At 41.8% G+C, this 16,593-nt stretch carries 17 protein-coding genes; 7 read left to right on the top strand and 10 right to left on the bottom strand.

Annotation, left to right across the window (positions count from 1 at the left end; translation table 11 throughout):
- Nucleotides 1–21: 21 nt before the first annotated feature.
- Both C6Y06_RS12760 and trmB read right to left on the bottom strand, forming a co-directional pair.
- Complete coding sequence (locus tag C6Y06_RS12760) at nt 22–870, bottom strand: YtnP family quorum-quenching lactonase (RefSeq protein ID WP_106036977.1); 849 nt, start codon at nt 868–870, stop codon at nt 22–24.
- A gap of 116 nt (nt 871–986) precedes the next feature.
- Complete coding sequence (trmB, locus tag C6Y06_RS12765) at nt 987–1,628, bottom strand: tRNA (guanosine(46)-N7)-methyltransferase TrmB (RefSeq protein ID WP_060597029.1); 642 nt, start codon at nt 1,626–1,628, stop codon at nt 987–989.
- A 189-nt stretch (nt 1,629–1,817) separates the two neighbouring features.
- Here trmB and C6Y06_RS12770 point away from each other — a divergent pair, with 189 nt between their 5' ends.
- Nucleotides 1,818–2,093, top strand: a complete 276-nt coding sequence (locus C6Y06_RS12770) for a YtzH-like family protein (RefSeq protein ID WP_060597030.1) — start codon at nt 1,818–1,820, stop codon at nt 2,091–2,093.
- Here C6Y06_RS12770 and C6Y06_RS12775 read toward each other — a convergent pair.
- The 4 genes from C6Y06_RS12775 to thpR all read right to left on the bottom strand — a co-directional run bounded on the left by C6Y06_RS12775 (nt 2,090) and on the right by thpR (nt 5,664).
- Complete coding sequence (locus C6Y06_RS12775; protein ID WP_170938436.1) at nt 2,090–2,890, bottom strand: phosphotransferase family protein; 801 nt, start codon at nt 2,888–2,890, stop codon at nt 2,090–2,092. The genes C6Y06_RS12770 and C6Y06_RS12775 overlap by 4 nt on opposite strands.
- Nucleotides 2,891–3,173: 283 nt before the next feature.
- A complete protein-coding gene (locus C6Y06_RS12780; protein WP_034665473.1) occupies nt 3,174–4,103 on the bottom strand; it encodes a YegS/Rv2252/BmrU family lipid kinase in 930 nt (309 codons plus the stop codon).
- Between the two features lie 48 nt (nt 4,104–4,151).
- On the bottom strand, nt 4,152–5,087 hold the full coding sequence (locus C6Y06_RS12785) for a hypothetical protein (protein WP_034665469.1): 936 nt from the start codon (nt 5,085–5,087) through the stop codon (nt 4,152–4,154).
- 25 nt (nt 5,088–5,112) lie between these two features.
- Nucleotides 5,113–5,664 carry an RNA 2',3'-cyclic phosphodiesterase gene (gene thpR, locus C6Y06_RS12790; RefSeq protein ID WP_060597034.1) on the bottom strand — a complete coding sequence of 184 codons (552 nt, stop codon included), beginning with the start codon at nt 5,662–5,664 and terminating at the stop codon, nt 5,113–5,115.
- Between the two features lie 94 nt (nt 5,665–5,758).
- On the opposite strand from thpR, the gene cysK reads away from it, so the two are divergent.
- Nucleotides 5,759–6,688: a cysteine synthase A gene (cysK, locus tag C6Y06_RS12795; RefSeq protein ID WP_060597035.1), complete on the top strand. Its 930-nt coding sequence runs from the start codon at nt 5,759–5,761 to the stop codon at nt 6,686–6,688.
- Between the two features lie 48 nt (nt 6,689–6,736).
- Here cysK and C6Y06_RS12800 read toward each other — a convergent pair whose 3' ends face one another.
- Together C6Y06_RS12800 and pepV are read right to left on the bottom strand one after the other, a co-directional pair.
- Nucleotides 6,737–7,363: a Type 1 glutamine amidotransferase-like domain-containing protein gene (locus C6Y06_RS12800; protein ID WP_060597036.1), complete on the bottom strand. Its 627-nt coding sequence runs from the start codon at nt 7,361–7,363 to the stop codon at nt 6,737–6,739.
- 23 nt (nt 7,364–7,386) lie between these two features.
- Complete coding sequence (gene pepV / locus C6Y06_RS12805) at nt 7,387–8,787, bottom strand: dipeptidase PepV (protein WP_106036978.1); 1,401 nt, start codon at nt 8,785–8,787, stop codon at nt 7,387–7,389.
- A gap of 94 nt (nt 8,788–8,881) precedes the next feature.
- On the opposite strand from pepV, the gene C6Y06_RS12810 reads away from it, so the two are divergent.
- Nucleotides 8,882–10,180, top strand: a complete 1,299-nt coding sequence (locus tag C6Y06_RS12810) for an NCS2 family permease (protein WP_060597038.1) — start codon at nt 8,882–8,884, stop codon at nt 10,178–10,180.
- A 371-nt stretch (nt 10,181–10,551) separates the two neighbouring features.
- The gene (locus C6Y06_RS12815; RefSeq protein ID WP_008356419.1) at nt 10,552–10,773 is read left to right on the top strand and encodes a DeoR family transcriptional regulator; all 222 of its coding nucleotides are present in this window, start codon (nt 10,552–10,554) and stop codon (nt 10,771–10,773) included.
- Between the two features lie 69 nt (nt 10,774–10,842).
- Here C6Y06_RS12815 and C6Y06_RS12820 read toward each other — a convergent pair whose 3' ends face one another.
- Complete coding sequence (locus C6Y06_RS12820) at nt 10,843–11,559, bottom strand: pseudouridine synthase (protein WP_106036979.1); 717 nt, start codon at nt 11,557–11,559, stop codon at nt 10,843–10,845.
- Nucleotides 11,560–11,575: 16 nt separating this feature from the next.
- Nucleotides 11,576–13,198 (bottom strand): putative polysaccharide biosynthesis protein, encoded by a 1,623-nt coding sequence (locus tag C6Y06_RS12825; RefSeq protein WP_106036980.1) that lies wholly within the window; start codon nt 13,196–13,198, stop codon nt 11,576–11,578.
- A gap of 175 nt (nt 13,199–13,373) precedes the next feature.
- Here C6Y06_RS12825 and C6Y06_RS12830 point away from each other — a divergent pair, with 175 nt between their 5' ends.
- The 3 genes from C6Y06_RS12830 (at nt 13,374) to opuD (ending at nt 16,512) form a co-directional block, all read left to right on the top strand.
- The gene (locus C6Y06_RS12830) at nt 13,374–14,645 is read left to right on the top strand and encodes a BaiN/RdsA family NAD(P)/FAD-dependent oxidoreductase (RefSeq protein ID WP_106036981.1); all 1,272 of its coding nucleotides are present in this window, start codon (nt 13,374–13,376) and stop codon (nt 14,643–14,645) included.
- The gene (locus C6Y06_RS12835) at nt 14,642–14,839 is read left to right on the top strand and encodes a hypothetical protein (protein ID WP_050943538.1); all 198 of its coding nucleotides are present in this window, start codon (nt 14,642–14,644) and stop codon (nt 14,837–14,839) included. The genes C6Y06_RS12830 and C6Y06_RS12835 overlap by 4 nt, the downstream gene beginning before the upstream one ends.
- Before the next feature lie 140 nt (nt 14,840–14,979).
- Nucleotides 14,980–16,512 (top strand): glycine betaine transporter OpuD, encoded by a 1,533-nt coding sequence (gene opuD, locus C6Y06_RS12840; RefSeq protein WP_060597040.1) that lies wholly within the window; start codon nt 14,980–14,982, stop codon nt 16,510–16,512.
- The last annotated feature ends 81 nt before the right edge of the window (nt 16,513–16,593 follow it).

Consider the following 16,593-nt stretch of genomic DNA (forward strand, 5'->3'; position numbering starts at 1 on the left):
AAAAAACATGCAGATGATCTTTTATCTTCCTGTTTCTCTTTTAACTTCATGTGTGATTTGCCCGTCTTTATCCCACTTTACAGCGCGGTAAATCGCATCATGATAAAACAAGTACCACGCATTTTTTTCTTCTGCAAATGCCTGCCATTTTTGCTTAGCTGGAATCGAAGTCATTGGGTAATCATCATAAGCCAAGACCCATAATGGATTTTTATGAGCGTGTGTTGGCATGATATCAGCCAAATGAATCGCTGTTTCGCCCTGACTTGTGAGCGTTAAGATGCTATGGCCATTGCTATGACCGCCTGTATGATGCAGCCCAATGCCTTTTGTTACTTCGATGCTTTCTTCAAATGGCACCACTTGATCTGCTATAGGCTCCCAGTTTTCTTTCCAATATGTATTTCTTGAGCGGATGTTAGGCGCCCTCATTTCGTCCCATTCGATTTTGGATGTGATGATTTTTGCCTGCGGAAAAACAGACACGAGCTCTTCTCCCTCACGTTTTGTCAGCCCGCTTGCATGATCGAAGTGAAGGTGTGTCATTAAAACGTAATCAATATCAGCTGGTTGCAGGCCGAGTGCCGCTAGCGATTGTTCCAATTTCGTCACTTCTGTTACGCCGTAATTGCGTTTTTGTTTATCTGTCAGCTTCCCTGATCCGATGCCGGAATCCACTAATAAATGAAGACCATTCCACCGAATGAGGATCGGATCACACCGCAGTTCAATTTGATTGCGATCGTTCACCGGGTATTTTTTTGACCATAACGGCTTTGGCACTACACCGAACATCGCACCGCCGTCCATGTGTGTATCTCCCCCATTTAACCAGAACAGTTCCATGTCACCTATTTTCATTGTCTCCATTGCTGTCATCCCTCCTTTTTCTATCGTAGCAAATACAGCTGAAAATCGCATGCATCAATCTTTTCATGAAAAAAGCTGACTGCAATTTTTCTTTGCAGCCAGCTTGATGTCACTTGTTAATCTGGAAATTTTACTTCTGATCGATAGATGGGTTGTCCCATAGACGAGAATTTTTCTTCGTATTCAGTCATCACATTTCCTTCTAATCCGTCCTTATGTAAATCTAAGCTTACATACGTTAAAAGAAGGCCATATGCAGAAAAACTCTTTAAGGAATATTCAAATAATCCGCGGTTATCTGTTTTGAAATGCAATTCACCACCTGGACGGAGAATATGTTCATATCGCTCTAAAAAGGCCTTAAACGTTAATCTGCGCTTTTCATGCCTTGCTTTTGGCCACGGATCAGAGAAATTCAAATACACCCGGTCAATTTCATTTTCCGCAAACACATCTGTCAGCGTTTCAGCATTAATGTTCAAAAGCTTTACATTTTCAACATCTGTCTCTTTGATTTTATCTACTGCTGTCACAATGACACTTTTAAATAATTCAATGCCAATATAGTTGATATCAGGATGAAGCTTGCCCATTCCAGCGATAAAGCTCCCTTTTCCTGTCCCAACTTCGATATGGATTGGATGATCATTTCCAAACAGCTCATGCCATTTCCCTTTATATTGCTCGGGGCTAGCTAAGGCAATATGAGCATTTTCAGCTAAGTAATCATCCGCCCATGGTTTATGTCGCATTCTCAATTTGATACACCTCTATTTTCTTTACATTTTATCAAGATACCATGAAACATAAAGACCCGCAAGACAGCATCTTTATGCACATATGAAAAAGACCAGCCCTTCGCTCTGAGCTGGTCTGCCGCATGTATAAATTGGGCGCTGAATGCACAGTTTAACCACATAAATGACACGCAGAAAAGGAGCATACGTATGGGATTAAACCGTCAACATCAGCTTCAATTAATCAAAGATATTTTAACCGATCACCAGTTGGATTGCTGCGGGACTGTTGCAGAATATGAACAGGTGGGACGTGTGATTCAATTAATGCTGGCAAAAGAAGACCTTGATGCCGACATTCGTCAATTATTAACAGATATTTATGATTACAGCCAAAAGGGCACTTCTGTCAGTTCAATTAATGCACATATCGAGGAGCATCAATCGCATTTGTCAGAGTGGGTCGAGAATATTCCTATGTCTTAATGGATGTTTAACCGCTTTAAGAGTGCGCTCAGCTCCGCTTGCACTTCTTGCTGCGCTTTTTCATTTCCTTTTCTTTTATGCCACACGACAAACGATACAGTTTCAGCGAGGACGTACCAATCCATACGTTTTCGCAAATTGTCCGTCAGCGGGGCACCGTACATCGAGAGCCAGCTTTCCCAGTTCTCTTCTTCAACATAATGGTATAAAAGTGGTCCAAGATCAATGGCTGGGTCAGCAATCATCGCCCCATCCCAATCAATCAAGTAAAGCTGATTTTCATCTGTCAGCAGCCAATTATTATGATTGAGGTCACAATGACACACGACCTTGTCCTCAAATTGGACCGCCTCCACATGCTTCTCTAAGTACTGGATGGCACGTGTAATGTCTTGTGAATCGATTTGCTCTTTTAATATGGACTGTTTTAAATGCTTCAAAATGGATTCTGGGTGTAGAGCATGCTTCTCTAATCTTTTCAGCATATCAAGCAATTCTTTAGATGTATGAATTTTTCTTAGCTGCTCTGCTACAGGACGGTCATTCATGTCCTTTGGCTTCAGCTCTCTGCCGCTCAGCCAGTGCTGCGCAGTGATGACATCCCCATTTTCCATCCGTTTTGTCCAGACAAGCTTCGGCACAATGCCTTCAGCTGACAAAACCGCAAGAAACGGTGACGTATTGCGTTTTAAAAATAGCTTTTGGTCATTGTGTGTTGCGAAGTACGCATCTCCCGTAGCGCCTCCAGCAGGAGAAATGTGCCATTCGCTACCTAATATTTGTCCCAACCAGTTCATATCAATTTTCAACCCATCATTTCTTAAAATATTTTAAATCTTGCTTTTTTAGTCGACAAAATTCAGCCGATTGAAGATCAATTGGCTGTTTCTTTTTTATTTATATGATCATAAAAACAAAAAGGACAGCTATTGAGAATGAGATGCTAAACAATAGCCGTCCTATAGATTTTATCGTTACCTTCTTATACTCGTCAAGCAAAACTAGAAAATCAGGACAAGAACCTTATGAAAAGGAAGGCTTTTTTCATGGTTTTTGACTAGGGCATTCACGAGAAGCCATTTAAGCACGTAATTTTAAGGAGCGCTCACTCGCCTTCACAAAGACAGGTGTTGCGCCGATCACTTCTCCATCTGCATGAAATAAGATTTTTGCATCTGCCTCCAAGTACGCTTCCTCGTGCTGATACAGGGTAACGCCCTTCATTCCAAGATGCTTTCGAAACACCATCGCACTTAAAAACAAGAGCACTTTGAATGGATTCAAATCTGTGACAACGATCGTTTGAAAGCCTGGCTGCCTCGCGCTCACTTCCGGCGCTGCTTCCAGCCCGCCTCCGTAATAGGGGTGATTGCATACAATCACAAACCACACTTGGCGAAAGACCTTCTTCTCATTTTCAATAAACAGCGCAAGGTCAAACGGCTTAAAGGACCATAAAGAATGGAGAAATGACAGCGGGTAGATAATAAACCCAAGCCCCAGCCGTTTCAGCCACTTTTTTCCTCTGAAATGCACTGTTTTCCTTAGCACATGCGCATCAAACCCAGCACCGATATGATTGAGAAAGAGAACGGATTGCGGGCTTTCTGCATGATCTTGAAAGGAGCCGAGAGAAAATGTTTTGGTGAGCATTCTCTTTTGCTTTCTCACTTCTTTTAGGACATCTTGACGATGGATGCCGAGGCCCTTCGCCGCATCATTCCAATGACCGGCGGGAACAAAGCTTAACTGCACATGATCCATTTCCTTTAAGCCATTCAGGACTTCATGAATGGTGCCGTCACCGCCAATGACAATCAGGCGCTTCAGCCTGTCATCTTGCATGGCGCTAATTTGTCTTGCCAATACTTCTGCATGACCTTCATGCTGGGTGAGAAACGATCGATAAGAGATCTCCACCTTTTGTAATTCTTTCTCTATGCTCCTCCATGTACGAAGTCCTTTTCCATGTCCTGCTGCTGGATTAACGATAAAGTACCATTCATTCATATATTAGCTCCACTCAGGTCTCATTTTTTGTGACCTTCCATTATGCCTTTAATCGAGCCATTCCTGCCTTCTTTTGCTGTCTGATTCACCATAAGCAAGCAATGCCTTTGTCGCCTTAAATTGCTGATGCTTTGTCGGCGCGGTATTTTTCCGCTGCTTTTCAAACCAATCTTCCGCCTTCTTCTTATCGACAACCTCCATCCCGTATGGAACTTCCGGTAAGTCAATATAAGAGGTTCTGCTGATCAGGATTTTTTTCACAGGAAGATCGACACCGCTTTGCTGTAAGATCTTTGACACGACGGTGCCAGAGCGCAGAAGGCTTGCGCAAGGATTCAAAACGGACTGAACAGCTTTCCCATTCGCCCGCTTTTCCCAAAAACGTTCCTTCGTTCCGATATATACGCTGTCAGGCTCTGCCTCTAAGAAGGATAAACAAATCACTTCCAGCGGCGTAATAAGTACTGAACATAATTCCATCTCTGCTTTTTGAATGAGCAGCACCGGCTTATACATCACAAAATATGAATCCGGAAGCTGCCTAGCAAGCATACGCAGCTTTTCATCATACCGAATATGATGGGAGACGGTTGAAATGTGGGAAATCGTCGAGCTCGCCCATTTTAATTGAACATCGTATAGATGATCCTTAAAAAAATGAATGAGCTTCGTTTCATCGGTAGGAACGTTTGTAAAGACACCTTGCTCTATATCTGTCGGCTCGTTAAAAAGACTCAGGTCCCGTTCCTTTTTCATATCGGCTTCTTTTTGCTTTCTTTTTAAGGAGAATTTCTTTCTCTTTTCTTCCTCTTGTTCAGGCACTTGTTCAGAGATTTGGTCAAATGAATGCTGCGCCTCCTGTTTTGAAGCCTTTTTTAACTCGTCCCACCTTTGCTTTTTCAATCGAATGAATTGATTGATGTAGTGATGCGGGTCTTGTTCATATCGTGATATATAATCTTGAATTTTGATAATTTGCGCCATCTGCTGCTCACTCCAACTTTTAGAATCATTTATGTAGTGCAAATTGTTTGATTGCGTGATAACGCGGGGTTTCTTTCGGACGTATTTCAAATAGAGTCATACAAGAAACCTCTATCACGTATGGCTCTTTGCGTAAAGGCGCTTGTTCTGCAAAAGAGTGATCCGCGTTCCATTTTCGCGCAATCGTCATATGCGGATGAAACGGTCTCTTTTCAACAGGATGTCCTGCTGACAATACGGCTTCTTTCACCTTTTCTCTTAATTGCATGAGCGGTTCACTTTCATTAGGTTTTGCAAAAAAGACTCTCGGGCGCTCCTTCATGCCAAACTGTCCTAACTCATTCAGCTCTAGTGAAAATGCAGCGGCTTCATTTGAAAGGATATCAAGCAGCTCGATGATCTTTTTTAAACGCTCATCTGGAATGGCACCTAAAAAGATCAGGGTCACATGATAATCATCTGGTGCTGTCCACTTTTGAAAGGATAGTTCACTCCTTAGATCCATGTCTTTTTTGATTTGATGCGCAAGTTGTTCAGGGATGTGAATCCCTATAAAATAATGACGGTTTTCTGCCACAATATCACCTGTCCTTTTTTAACAAACTTTACGAATCCCCATTGATGATAGTATAACTAAAGAAATGCAGAATGAGAAGAAAGGGTGTCACATGATGAAGGTTGCACAAAATATAGCTGAGCTGATTGGCGATACACCACTTGTTAAATTACAGCGGCTTCAGCCAGACAATGCGGCAGCTGTTTATTTAAAGCTGGAATCATTTAATCCTAGCGGCAGTGTGAAGGACCGCGCTGCTTACAATATGATCGTCGAGGCTGAAAGGCAAGGAAAGCTTACAAAAGGAGCGACCATTATTGAACCAACGAGTGGGAATACAGGGATTGGTTTAGCCATGAACGCAGCAGCAAGAGGCTATAAAGCCATCCTTGTCATGCCAGATACGATGACAAAGGAAAGAATCAATATTTTGAAGGCTTATGGGGCGCAGGTCGTTTTAACCCCAGGAGAAGAAAAAATGCCAGGCTGTATTCGCAAGGCAGAGGAACTGGCGTCTCAAATTCCTCATAGCTTTATCCCGATGCAATTTGATAATGGGGCGAACCCAGATGCACATAGAGGCACAACGGCTGTTGAAATCATGGAAGCTGTAAAACAACTTGGAAAGCCAATTGGAGCCTTTGTCGCAACAGCAGGAACTGGCGGAACCATTACAGGCACCGGAGAGGAATTAAAGAAGGCATTCCCTCATTTGACCATACGTGTGGCAGAGCCGAAGGGATCTCCAGTCTTATCTGGCGGGAAACCTGGCAAACATAAACTTGTTGGCACAAGCCCAGGATTTATTCCCCATATTTTAAACGAGCATGTCTATGATGAGATCGTGCAAGTAAGCGATGAGGATGCGTACACCATCACACGTCAGCTTGCCCGGCTTGAAGGAATTTTAGTTGGTCCATCATCTGGTGCAGCCTGCTATGCTGCGATTGAAACAGCCAAGCAACTGCCGGCAGAACAAATCGTGATCTGTATGACAGCAGATACAGGCGAACGATACTTATCAAGTGATGTTTTTCAAGATTAAAAAAGGAACAGGGTCATGAATCCCTGTTCCTTTTTCTTCGTTTCAAGGTTAGGACGATTTGTCGGACTTCACCTCAGCCTGCTCCCCTGTGATGAGTAAAACCTGCTCATCAGTAAGCGGGCATAAATCGAGCGTCTGCTCAAACTGTTCCATGATTTGCTGCGCAGCCTCGCCTAAATAGGTATTGTACATATGCGGTACCGGATAGTAGCTTATCTCATTGAATCCTTGACATGATGAAAGTTCTGCTGCCTTCTGCCGATCATCCATCACGGAGATATATTCAATGCTTGGTGCCATGATGATACTCCCTGCGGACTCTCCGATGTACAGCTTGCCTTTATTGATTTCTTCTTTCAGCACGTCATCAAGACGATGCTTTCTTAATTCCTGCAGCAAATAGAAGGTGTTGCCTCCTGATACGTACATCACATCATTTTGTTCCATCATCTTTGTGATTTCTTCAGTAGACTGCTCAGCTATCTGAACGGTCTCTAGATGCATACCTAGTTGATGAAAGGCTTCTTTCGCTGCCTCCACATAGTGCGTGACTTCTTCCACAGCACTGGCTGTTGGAAAAAATGTCACGCGTTTTCCTTTTAATGATTCACCCGCAAAGTCAGATAAGAGAGAATAGCTGTCTTTGAATGAAGAGCATAAGAACATTTTTTTCACTGTGAATCCCCTCTTCTCTTTTTCTATTTTGCCAATTCATACATGGCTTGTGCATATAGAGCGGTTGCTCTTAGTAGATCATCGATTTCGATATATTCATCTCTCTGGTGTGCGCAATCTGGTCTGCCAGGGAATAGAGGACCAAAGGCAACGCCCGCTTCTAAAGATCTCGCATACGTTCCTCCACCAATGGCAATCAGATTAGCTGGATCTCCCGTTTGTTCCTCATATACCCGCTGCAATGTTTTCACAAGCGGATGATCTTTTGAGACGTGATGCGGAGTGCTGTCGTCAAATTTCAGAAGGGTGGCCCCTTTGATGCCTTCGATCCCTTTTTTAACGTCCTTGCCGTCTGCTGTCACTGGATAGCGGACATTTAATCCTAGCTTCGCTTCCTCGTTTTGTGTATAGCGGATCGTTCCAACATTTAAAGTCAAATCTCCGCTAATCTCATCTTTACAAGCAATCCCCAGCTTTTTCCCTCTTGTATCCTGATCAAATAAAGCGTTGATTTGGGAGGTAAAAGCAAGCCCGTCTTCATCTAACTCTTGTCCACATAGGAAATTCGCCATATGAATGCCCGCATTGATGCCATGCGCCGGCTCCATGGCATGAACTGATTCACCTTTTAATGTGAGATGCAGTCCGTCCGCTGCATTCTTTACCTCACCTGATAAATGATTGTGAGCAAGATAAGCTTCAAAAGCTGTTTTTAATGATTCAGCATCGTGATCTTGTGCAGCTGTCACAGTGGCAGCTGCCTCATCCGGCACCATATTCAGCCGCATACCCGATGTGAATTGCTTGAGCGTATAGCGCTGATGATTTTCTGTAAGTTGATATGTAAATGACACGATGGCATCAATAATCCCTTTTTCAGCATGAATAATCGGAAAATCGGCATCTGGCGCAAATCCAATTTGCGGCATCGCCTCATGCTTGAAATAATGGTCCACACAGCGCCAATCACTTTCTTCATCCGTTCCAATGATCATTCGAATCTTTTTTGACAGCTTCATCCCTGTATCTTTTATCATCTTTAGCGCGTAGAAAGCCGCCATGGTTGGACCTTTATCATCAATGGCTCCTCGTGCAAACATTTTATTTTCTCTTATGTCCGCTGAAAATGGCGGGGTTGTCCAGCCATCACCAGCAGGCACAACGTCCACATGGCATAGCACACCTACAATGTCTTCGCCTTCTCCATATTCAATATGACCTGCATAGCCATCCACATTCTTGACTGTGAATCCTTCGTCTTCCCCTTTTTTCAACATATACTGAAGGGCCTGATCGACTTTTTCACCAAATGGCTTTCCTTCTTTTCCACCTTCTTCATCAAGGACACTTTCAATTTGCAAAAAAGATTGTGTGTCCTTAATTAAGTCGTCTTTTTTTCGTATCACTTCAGCTTCCCAATTCATTTTTCCATTCCTCCTTGAAAAAAGGTTGCAATCCACCCTTAAAACGAATATTATATTAATTGTTTTGTAATAATGTTCGTAAATGGAGGATTTTATGTTTCAGTTAAAAGAAAACCAAACCAACATAAAGAAAGAATTAATTGCTGGTATGACGACATTCTTTACCATGGTATATATTGTTGCCGTTAACCCAGGAATTCTTTCAAAAGCAGGCATTCCTTTTGACCAAGTCTTTACTGCAACAATTATCGCTGCTGTCGTCGGTACGCTCTGGATGGCACTATTTGCAAACTATCCGATTGCTATTGCACCAGGCATGGGGCTGAATGTCTATTTCACCTTTACAGTTGTCGGTGGCGGCGGCATCAGCTATCAAACAGCGTTCAGTGCGGTATTTGTTGCTGGTATACTCTTTATTATTTTATCGTTAACATCCCTTAGAAAACAACTGATTCAAGCCATTCCAGATAATTTAAAGTACGGCATTACAGCAGGAATCGGGCTTTTCATTGCATTTATCGGCCTCCGTCAGTCTGGGATTATCGCAGCTGACCCAGAAAATCTAGTGAAGCTTGGCAACTTAAGCTCGCCTGTTGTCATTTTAACGCTTGTCGGCTTAATGATCTCTGTTATTTTAATGGTTCTTCAAATAAATGGCGCTCTGTTTATCGGTATGTTAGCGACGACACTGATTGCGCTCGTAACAGGCCAGCTTCATTTCCCTAAAATGCTGATGGACATCCCTGCACTACCCGAAGGCATGCTGATTACAAATCCATTCGCTGCTTTTGGCGATGTATTCTCTCATCATTTATATGCTGTCGTCTTCTCCTTCTTACTAGTGACGATTTTTGATACAACGGGCACAATGATCGGAGTGGCTGAACAAGCAGGACTCATGAAAAAAGGCCAGCTGCCAAAGGTACGCAGAGCCCTACTCGCTGACTCTGCTGCAACGACGATAGGTTCTATGTTTGGGACAAGCCCAACAACAGCTTATATTGAATCATCATCTGGGGTTGCTGCTGGCGGAAGAACTGGACTAACGTCTTTAACGGTCGCTGCACTGTTTATTGTGGCATTGTTTTTCGGCCCGCTCGTTCAAGCCATTTCTTCTTTACCATCCATCACATCACCTGTTCTCATCATTGTCGGGTGCTTGATGATGAACTCAGTGTCACGCATTCGCTGGAACGAGCTAGACGAAGCATTCCCTGCTTTTCTTGTGATCCTTTCCATGCCGCTGACATCTAGTATTTCTACAGGAATTTCACTTGGATTTATCTCATATCCCCTTGTGAAACTGGCAAAAGGGAAATGGAGAGAAGTACATGTACTTGTTCTCATCTTTGCCATTTTATTTTTCATTCAGCTCTTTTTCTTAGAAGGATAACAGAAACAAAAAAGGCACATTCTAACAAGGGATGTGTCTTTTTGAGATGAGTGAATTTTTTATTTTGTAAATTTTCTGTGTTTATTTTTTGGATGTTTGAATGTGACGGTATTCTCCATACCCCTTACGCCTATTGGGTTGTAACCGAATTCAAAACATGGTATATACCATGTTTTGATTCATGAAGACAAGTTAAAAAACACGTAAAGTTGACTTTTTGGTGGAACTAGATGCATAATAACGTGTATAATAGAATAAAACATTAAGAAACACGAACATTTACCATTGTTGCATGTCCTTATTTCGCAGTTTTAGTGTAGTAAGTTGTGGTTAGTCAAGTCCATCCGATCTTATTGATAGGGAGTGGTTTTTTGAAACCTTCAACAAACCGTATGATGACTCGAATTAAATCAGTTTATATGTTCATTCAAGAGAAAGGTCTTGTGACGACACAAGAGCTGGTTGATGAATTCGGGATCACACCTAGAACCATTCAAAGAGACTTAAACGTGCTTGCCTATAACGATCTTGTTCATAGTCCAAGCAGAGGCAAATGGGAAACAACGAGAAAAAAAGTGAAAATATCATCTTAAGCGTATAATGAACTGTCCATATAACAAAAAGAACCGGCGATATGCCGGTTCTTTTCTTTTATTCTACATTTATGGTCGATTGATTAAGCTGTCCAACTCTTCATCCGTCAATTCACGGTACTCCCCAGGCGCTAGATCTTCATCTAAAGAGACAGCCCCCATCGAGAGTCTTTTTAAAAAAATGACTTCATTTCCCACTGCTTGCGCCATCAGCTTCACTTGATGGTACTTTCCTTCAGTAATCATTAAACGGATGCGTGTATCTTCGTTTTCATTCGCATCTACTTCAACCTTCGCCGGCTTCGTGCAGTAATCATCTAAAATGACAACGCCCTCTTCAAGGCGCTTGATGTCTTGATCTCCTAATGGGTATTTCAAATGAACTTCGTATGTTTTTGGCACATGCTTTTTTGGAGAAAGTAATTGATGAGCAAGCTGTCCATCATTTGTGAGGAGGAGGAGACCGACTGTGTCCTTATCCAGTCTCCCCACAGGAAATGGCTCCCTTGCGATATCCTCCGGCTCTAGTAAATCGACGACCGTTTCATCCCGCAGATCTTCAGTTGCTGAGATGACCCCGTCCGGTTTGTTCATCATTAAGTAAATGAATTCTTTATACTCTACACGCTCTCCGTGTACGAGCACTTCATCATTCGAGGGATCAACATGATCTTTCACCTGCTTCGCCACTTCTCCATTCACTGTGACCGCCCGTGCCTTGACCAGCTTCTTCACATCTTTTCTTGAACCAAAGCCGCTGCTAGCAAGCAATTTATCAAGCCTCATGAATATCCACCTCTTCTTAACTCTTTTTTCTTAAAAATTTCGGCATACGGCTGCCGAGTACACGCTCAAGTAATCCTACCTTATAAGACAAGAACAGATACACACCGCCGCCAGTGATCATTGAAATCAAAATGACGATACCCGCTTGTACAATTCCACCCTCATACGAAATCACTTGGCTCACAAGCTGACATGTCACATACGCCACAACAGCCATAATCGCCGTTAAAATACCAATGAGAATAAATCGTTTGAAAATCCTGCGGAACGAGTAGCCGGCATGGCGCTTAATCATGATAAACATATACAAGATGGACGCGCTATAGCCTAACGCAGTCGCAAGCACAGAACCATTTCCTTGCAGCCAGCTGATTAGCGGAATGTTCAGAACCGTTTTAATAATGATCCCTAACAACAGACTGACAATGGCGAATTTTTGTTTGTTAATTCCCTGCAAAATTGCTGCATTAATGGTGAATAAGGAAAACAATAACGCAACAGGTGCATACCAGAACAAAATTGACATCCCAATCTCAGGATGAACGGACGGATAGAAAAACCAATAAACCGGTCCAGCCAATGCTGAGATACCAAATGATGCAGGCAGCACGAAAAATAGAACGCCTTGCATCGTCTGGTCAATTTGTCTGTTTAATAATTTATAATTTCGTGATGTGAAAGATTCTGTGATAGTTGGAATTAATGTTAAACCAAATGCCGTCGCTAATGATACTGGAATCATTACAAGCTTAGGTAAATATAAAGTAACTATAGAAAGTACTGCAGTACTTATATCTTTAAAACCAGCATTAATCATTGCTTTATTAATAGTATTAGTATCAATGTAAGAGTATAGAGGGATAGCTAATCCAACAAAAACATATGGAGCAGCATAACTAAATAGCTCAATAAATATTTTTTTATATCCAAGGCCTAAATTTGGTCCAGAATTAGGCTGCATCGCAAGTAATTTATCTTTCCGCTTGATCCAATATACATATAACGTGAATAAACCTCCAAAAGAACCGATCAGAGCAGCAAAAGTAGCATATCCTACTGCGATGACAAGCCCCCCGTTAAGCACCTTTAAAATGACATAAGTTGCCGTCAACAAGAAGATAATTCGGACTATCTGTTCAACAACTTGTGAAACTGCTGTTGGTCCCATCATTTGATGCCCTTGAAAAAAACCACGTATAAGACCCATAATCGGGACAACTAAGAGAGCCAAACTCACCATTCTAATTACATATGTCACCTGGTCAACCGTTAGTCCACCAGTTTCGATTGATCCGCCGAGCTGTATCTCAGCAAAAATTGGGGCTGATAAATATAAAATACTAAAAGCAATGATACCTGAAACAAGCATGACAGACATGCCGGCTCTAAACATTTTTCGTGTTGTCTCAAAGTCACCAATCGCATTATATTTTGAAACAAATTTAGACACTGCTGCTGGAAAACCCAGAGTAGCAATGCTAATGAAAATCGTAAACTGATTGTATCCATATTGAAATAGCGCTCCACCAGTAGCTCCAACCATTGCGCTAAATGGAATTAAGTAAATCATACCAAGAATACGAGAGAGATAAGTCCCTATCGTTAAAACCAACGTACCACGAAGCAGTTTATTAGACATGCGCTTAACCACCATTTTTCTAATGAATATTCAACTTAACTATTTTACCACATCATTTCGACGCACAGGTAACAAATCCAATACAGAAGGCACAAAACCAATCAATTCATATTTCAGCCTTCCCCAATTTTCGTTATAATAGAGGAATGACTGAAAGTAGAAAGAGGAATGTAACATGAAACATTATGATGTCATTGTCATTGGCGGTGGACCTTCTGGACTGATGGCCGCGATTGCATCAGCAGAGCACGGAGCGACTGTTCTGTTAATTGACAAAGGAAACAAACTTGGCAGGAAGCTCGCCATTTCTGGCGGTGGACGCTGTAACGTCACCAACCGCCTTCCAGTAGAAGAAATCATCAAGCATATTCCCGGAAACGGCCGTTTTTTATATAGTGCATTTTCTGAGTTCAATAACGAGGATATTATTTCGTTTTTTGAAAACCTCGGCATTGAACTTAAAGAAGAAGACCATGGACGTATGTTCCCTGTCTCAAACAAAGCACAATCTGTTGTGGATGCCCTTTTAGACAGGCTCCGCAACCTCAATGTCACCATTCGAACGAATGAAAAGATTAAAACAGTTCTGTATCAAGACGGACAAGCAGCTGGAATTGTTACAAATAATGATGAAAAAATTTCAAGTAACGCCGTTGTCATTGCTGTTGGCGGAAAAAGTGTGCCGCATACTGGTTCTACTGGTGACGGCTATGCATGGGCAGAAGCCGCTGGTCATACGATTACAGAGCTCTTCCCAACAGAAGTACCGGTCACATCAGATGAGCGCTTTATTAAAGAAAAAGTGCTACAAGGTCTTTCTTTAAGAAGTGTGGCTGTCAGTGTTTTAAATAAAAAGGGGAAACCCGTCGTCACACATGTCATGGATATGATTTTTACTCACTTTGGCTTATCCGGCCCAGCTATTCTTAGATGCAGCGGATTTGTTGTGAAAGAATTGAAAAAACAGCCGACTGTTCGTCTGCAAATAGACTTATATCCGAAGCTTAATGACGAAGATCTGTTCCAAAAGCTTCATCAAGACCTAAAAGATGAACCAAAAAAAGCCATTAAAAATGTCCTAAAGTCTTGGATGCAAGAACGCTATTTATTGTTTCTGTTAGAACGGAACGGCATAGATCCGCAAGACACATTTTCTGGTCTTGCTAAGGACAAACTGCGCGCATTCGCCCATGATTGCAAACATTTTATCGTTCATGCGAATGGCACTCTTTCCTTGGACAAAGCGTTTGTCACAGGAGGCGGCGTTTCTGTAAAAGAAATTGAACCGAAGAAAATGGCGTCTAAAAAAATGCCCGGTCTTTATTTCTGCGGAGAAATTCTAGACATTCATGGTTATACAGGCGGATACAATATCACGTCAGCACTTGTGACTGGCAGACTTGCCGGTATGAATGCTGCACTCGAAGCAAAGGAGAGATTTTCATGATAAGACGTGCACTTCCGATTATCCTAGCAGTTGTGATTAGTTTGACAGCCGCTGTATTCTTAAAGCTGTCCATTACCCCTTTAAAAGTCGCCATTGTGTTGGCGTTTACCATCTTCGCTGTTTGTTTAAAAGAATACGTCTACCGTCTTCGTAAACGCATTGAAGAAAAATCATCTTCACATATCGATAGTTGATTAATGGAAGCAAAACATGTTACGGTAAAGTAGAGGTCGAGTGAGAAGCTCGACTCTTTTTGTTTGAAAATAGTTGAGATAGGGGATATTAAACAAAATCCTCTGCTTAAACGTGTAGAACAACAGGAGAGTGAGATGGTGTGAAAAACGTATCAAGTGTATTTTGGATTGTGATTGCGATCACATTTGTTGCCGTTATGTGGGGAGCTTTTTCTCCACAAACATTACAAAATGTCACAGATCAGATTCAAACATACATTACAAACGACTTTGGCTGGTATTATTTGATAGTGATTTCACTACTTGTCGGCTTTTGTCTATTCTTTATTTTTAGTCCAATCGGAAAAATTACGTTAGGAAAACCAGGTGAAGAGCCTGAATTTGGCCTTTTTTCTTGGTTTGCGATGCTATTTAGTGCCGGTATGGGAATTGGTCTTGTCTTTTATGGGGCCGCTGAACCAATCAGTCACTATGCAATTCAATCACCAACAGGTGAGACTGAAACTGCACAAGCCTTCCGCGATTCCCTTCGTTATACATTTTTCCACTGGGGACTTCATGCATGGGCCATTTATGCGATTGTCGCGTTATGCATCGCATACTTTAAATTTAGAAAAGATGCGCCTGGATTAATTAGTTCCACCTTATACCCAGTATTCGGAAACAGAATTCATGGATGGATTGGAAAAACGATCGATTGTATCGCAGTGTTTGCAACAGTAGTTGGCGTAGCCACAAGTTTAGGGCTAGGTGCCGCACAAATTAATGGTGGATTAACCTATTTATTCGGCATTCCAAATAACTTTTTGACTCAGCTCATTATTATTGCGATCGTGACTGTTCTGTTCTTGATCTCTGCTTGGAGCGGAATTGGTAAAGGTATTAAATATTTAAGTAATTCAAATATGATATTTGCTGCTATACTCATGATCTTTTTACTCTTTGCTGGACCAACTGTTTTTATTTTAAATTCATTTACAGATTCGATCGGACAATACTTATCGAATATTGTACAAATGAGTTTTAGATTATCACCAAATGATCCAGAAAAGAGAGAATGGATTAATGGCTGGACGATCTTTTATTGGGCATGGTGGATCTCTTGGTCTCCATTCGTCGGCATTTTTATTGCAAGAGTTTCGCGCGGAAGAACCATTCGAGAATTTTTAATTGGTGTCTTAGTGGCTCCTTCAATCCTCGTGTTCCTATGGTTCTCTATCTTCGGAGTATCAGCTATGGATTTACAACAAAAAAATATTATAGATGTAGCTGGTATGCCGACTGAAACGATGCTGTTTGGTGTTTTAAATCAATACCCGCTTGCCATGATTACGTCGATTTTGGCACTTATTTTAATTGCTGTATTCTTTATCACATCAGCAGATTCAGCCACATTTGTTCTAGGAATGCAGACAACCTATGGCTCATTAAATCCTGCGAATAGTGTAAAGATCAGCTGGGGCATCATCCAATCAGCTGTTGCGGCAGTGCTATTATTTTCAGGCGGACTTCAAGCCTTGCAAAATACAGCAAAACTCGCCGCCTTGCCGTTCTCCGTTGTCATTATATTGATGGTTGTGTCACTGTATAAATCATTAAATGATGAACGAAGAGCAATCAAACAGGCCAACAAAGTCAATAAACCAAGAAGTCCAAGAGTAAAAAAAGCATAAACGCTGTTTGAAAAAGCCGTTCCTCATGTGAACGGCTTTTTTCTATACAAACAATTTAAGATTGTCATGCTCTTCCACATT

This window comes from Bacillus sp. MZGC1, assembly GCF_002998605.1.
Lineage (GTDB): Bacteria > Bacillota > Bacilli > Bacillales > Bacillaceae > Bacillus.